The sequence below is a fragment of the Caballeronia humi genome (genome assembly GCF_001544475.1).
GTDB classification, from domain to species: domain Bacteria; phylum Pseudomonadota; class Gammaproteobacteria; order Burkholderiales; family Burkholderiaceae; genus Caballeronia; species Caballeronia humi.
In genome coordinates this window covers 1-3,721 of record NZ_FCNW02000133.1, presented here as the reverse complement: position 1 = coordinate 3,721, position 3,721 = coordinate 1, and the positions used below count along the sequence as shown (strand labels likewise).

Here is a 3,721-nt window from a genome sequence, read left to right as displayed (position 1 = left end):
GATCTGGCGAGGTTTGCGAAGACTCATCGATATTCAACTCGGCTTTGAACTCGCCAAAAATTGTGGGTAATCGAAAGGGGACTGACCACCCCGCCCTGCGGTGTGCCGCGCTCCCGTGGTACACGCGTGCCATCCTCCATCTCGAACGGCGCGATCAGCCACCGCTCGATGTACAGAAGAATCCAGTTTTCCTTGATGTGGGCGCGCACCGCCTTCATCAGCAGCCCATGATCGATTTGATCGAAGGCCGCCTTGATATCAAACTCCACTACCCAGTCGTATCGCCAGCAGCGTTCACGGGTAATTGCGACGGCCTGCTTCGCTGATCGTCCGGGCCGATACCCATAAGAGTCCGGATGGAAGATCGTGTCGAGGTTCGGCTCGATGATAAGTTTGACGACGGTCTGCGCGACACGGTCCGTGACCGTGGGGACGGTCAGCGCGAACTGCACAAGTGCTCAACGAGCATTTGGGATTGGCTGAGATTCGTCACCCGTTCCATCCCCTCAGGGGCCAACGCTTTCCCGTTCTGAAGGAGCGCCGCGTCGCAGGCACCGAGACATTGCTTCTGCGCGATACAGAACGCGGCAGCTTTAGCATTGCGCGCGAATGGACCGACTGGGGCACACCGACTGTCCACGACGACGCCATCGCGCCCGTGTGCTGCTTCGATCTGGGCATGTTGTTGGAGCTGGTCACGTTGATCGACCAGCTTGCCCCATCCAGGAAGTCGTCGAACAAAGGAGCTTGATCAATGCATCTCCTTGTCCTAATATCAGACCAGTTTTCAACGTGGTCCGCCAATGGAAGATATTCCGTCGTCCACTTTGCGCAGACGCCGCGCGCAATTGCTGAAGCAAATGCCGGCGTTAGAGACACTCTTGCGCGGCTCTCTCATCGAGCGCTACAAGCGCTGCGGCAAATCGGGCTGCAAGTGTGCAGACGGCCCCGGCCATGGCCCCAAGTACTACCTATCCGTGAGCTTTCCCGGCCGCCGGCCGCAAATGGACTACGTGCCGCAAGCCGATTACACCAACGTCGCCGAGCACCTGGCGAACTATCACCGCGTTCGCGAGATCATCGAGGAGATCTGCGAGATCAACCGCGAACTATTGCGTCGCCGCGAGGCGCTCTGAGGGGCGCCGGTGAGCCAGCCGTCGCTGTCGCTCGCCAATTTCATCGATCCGCAATCGGCCGGCGTACTCATCGCCAACATGCTCGAGGCCTGGCTCACCGCCGATCCCGCGCTGGAGCTGACCGAGGAGGCTTTCGATGAACAGCAAGATCACCCCACAACATCAAAGCAAGCCGGCGTACATCTATATCCGGCAGTCGACACTGGCCCAGGTGCGACACCATCAGGAGAGCACCGAGCGCCAGTATGCGTTGAAGGACAAGGCGCTGGCATTGGGTTGGACGGAAACGGCGATCCGTACGCTGGACCGGGATCTCGGTCAGTCGGGGGCGCAGATGACGGGCCGCGAGGACTTCAAGACGCTGGTGGCGGATGTCTCGATGGGGCAAGTGGGTGCAGTGTTTGCACTGGAAGTGTCGCGCCTGGCGCGCTCGAACCTGGACTGGCATCGCCTGCTCGAACTGTGTGCGCTTACTCATACTCTCGTGATCGACGCCGATGGTTGCTACGACCCGGGCGACTTCAACGACGGCCTGCTTCTCGGTCTCAAAGGAACGATGGCGCAGGCCGAACTCCATTTTTTGCGCGGGCGCCTCCAGGGCGGTAAGCTCAACAAGGCGCAGAAGGGTGAATTGCGGTTTCCGCTCCCGGTTGGCCTGTGCTACGACGATCAAGGACGCATCGTCCTGGATCCCGATGACGAGGTACGCGGTGCCGTGCAACTGGCATTTCGTCTGTTCCAGGAGACCGGCAGCGCATACGCGGTTGTCAAGCGCTTTGCCGAAGAGGGCCTGCGCTTTCCCAAGCGCGCCTATGGAGGTGCATGGGCGGGTCGACTCATCTGGGGGCGCCTGAGTCACGAACGTGTTCTCGGTTTGATACGGAATCCTTCCTATGCCGGCATCTATGTTTTTGGACGATACCAGTATCGGCAGCGCATCACACCACAGGGAGAGGTCCATAAGCGCGTGCAGCCGGTTCCGAAGGCAGAGTGGCGAGTTCATCTGCCAGACCATCATGATGGATATATCACCCCGGAGGAATTTGAGCGCAACCAGGACCGCCTGGCGCACAACAGGACCAACGGCGAAGGTACCGTGCTCAGTGGTGCGGCGCGTGAAGGATTGGCGCTGCTTCAGGGACTGCTGATATGCGGCTGCTGTGGTCGGGCGTTGACCGTTCGCTACCAAGGTAACGGCGGCCTTTATCCATTGTACTTATGCAGTGCTCGCCGCCGCGAGGGGCTGGCGACGACCGATTGCATGAGCATGCGCAGCGAACTACTTGACAACGCAATTGGCGAGGCGGTATTCACCGCCCTGCAGCCAGCCGAACTCGAGCTCGCCGTGACCGCCCTGAGCGAACTCGAGCAACGCGATCATGCCATCATGCGCCAGTGGCACATGCGCATCGAACGCGCCGAGTATGAGGTCGCACTCGCTGAACGTCGCTACCAGGAATGCGACCCGGCCAACCGTCTGGTCGCGGGTACCCTCGAGCGGCGCTGGAATGACGCGATGCTTCACCTCGAGGCGATCAGGACGGAAGCCGCCCGGTTCCGGAACCAGAAGGCACTCGTCGCCACGTCCGAACAGAAAGCTCAAGTCCTCGCGCTAGCGCGCAATCTGCCGCGCCTCTGGCGGGCGCCGACCACATCAGCGAAGGATCGCAAGCGCATGTTGCGACTGCTCATCCGGGACATCACGGTCGAGAGACGGTCCGCCACGAGACAAGCGGTGCTGCATATCCGCTGGCAGGGCAGCGCGTGTACTGATATCACCGTGGACTTGCCCAAGCCGGCTGCCGATGCGATGCTTACCCCGCCGCGTTCGTCGAGCGGGTGCGTGAACTATCGCAGCATCTGCCTGACCGGCAAATCGTGGCGCACCTCAATCAGGAAGGTTTACGCAGTTCTACTGGCAAATCGTTCACGCTTGAAATGGTCAAATGGATCCGCTACCGGTATCGAATTGAAGTAACCTGCTTCAAGCGGCCAGACGAGCTCACAGTACAGCAGCTCGCTCATCGGCTGCAAGTCAGTCCACACGTCGTGTATTACTGGATCGAGCGCCAGGTAGTCCAGGCCCGCAAGCTCGATGGGCGGGGCCCGTGGTGGGTCACGCTGGATGCCGCCAAGGAACGGCAACTAGAGGATTGGGTGCGCACTTCAGGGCATCTACAGCGGCAACATACCTACACTCAACTGTGAGAGGTGCATTATGAGATTACCGTCGGCACACCCAGCTTTCTCGTGCCTCCCAATGCTTTGGGAATCTCCACCTGCTTGACCGGGGGTGGGAGATATGATCCCGACGACATCCGGTTCCACAGCTTGTACAGATTCTTCAACAGGTTCTGCTCGAACTCGGCAATAGTTTCATCGTCGATGCCTGCAGCCCCACGGTTGGCCTTGACCTGCTGGTATGCCTCCCATACTGTGCGCTTCGCAATGCTATAAGGTTTCGCCGCGCTCACGTTGCTCATCCCCGTAGGTCCCCCGGCGTCACACTAGATGTCGCCTCTGAATTTTTGTTATTTGAAGAACTCAGAGGTGCAGGTTGAAGACGAAACAGACGTATTCTGTAG

The 3,721-nt window shown here is 59.6% G+C and carries 5 protein-coding genes; 3 read left to right on the top strand and 2 right to left on the bottom strand.

The features are described from left to right. Positions 1-23 precede the first annotated feature (23 nt). A complete protein-coding gene (locus AWB65_RS34345) occupies positions 24-452 on the bottom strand; it encodes a reverse transcriptase domain-containing protein (RefSeq protein ID WP_200821871.1) in 429 nt (142 codons plus the stop codon). A gap of 2 nt (positions 453-454) precedes the next feature. On the opposite strand from AWB65_RS34345, the gene AWB65_RS34340 reads away from it, so the two are divergent. The 3 genes from AWB65_RS34340 to AWB65_RS34330 all read left to right on the top strand — a co-directional run bounded on the left by AWB65_RS34340 (position 455) and on the right by AWB65_RS34330 (position 3,114). Further along, positions 455-751, top strand: coding sequence for a Y4bD/Y4pK family protein (locus AWB65_RS34340; RefSeq protein WP_087660892.1), 297 nt, complete (start codon positions 455-457; stop codon positions 749-751). 52 nt (positions 752-803) lie between these two features. Then, a complete protein-coding gene (locus AWB65_RS34335) occupies positions 804-1,136 on the top strand; it encodes a DUF6788 family protein (RefSeq protein WP_062644440.1) in 333 nt (110 codons plus the stop codon). Positions 1,137-1,272: 136 nt separating this feature from the next. Further along, entirely contained in the window at positions 1,273-3,114 is a 1,842-nt protein-coding gene (locus AWB65_RS34330; protein WP_235008085.1) for a recombinase family protein, read from the top strand. A gap of 238 nt (positions 3,115-3,352) precedes the next feature. Here AWB65_RS34330 and AWB65_RS34325 read toward each other — a convergent pair whose 3' ends face one another. Next, positions 3,353-3,619, bottom strand: a complete 267-nt coding sequence (locus tag AWB65_RS34325; protein WP_235008083.1) for an RNA-dependent RNA polymerase family protein — start codon at positions 3,617-3,619, stop codon at positions 3,353-3,355. Positions 3,620-3,721 lie beyond the last annotated feature (102 nt).

Bases quoted from the DNA above. Each gene is read 5' to 3' on its own strand.
- AWB65_RS34335 (WP_062644440.1), top strand. From the start codon at position 804: ATGGAAGATATTCCGTCGTCCACTTTGCGCAGACGCCGCGCGCAATTG.
- AWB65_RS34330 (WP_235008085.1), top strand. From the start codon at position 1,273: ATGAACAGCAAGATCACCCCACAACATCAAAGCAAGCCGGCGTACATC.
- AWB65_RS34325 (WP_235008083.1), bottom strand. From the start codon at position 3,619: ATGAGCAACGTGAGCGCGGCGAAACCTTATAGCATTGCGAAGCGCACA.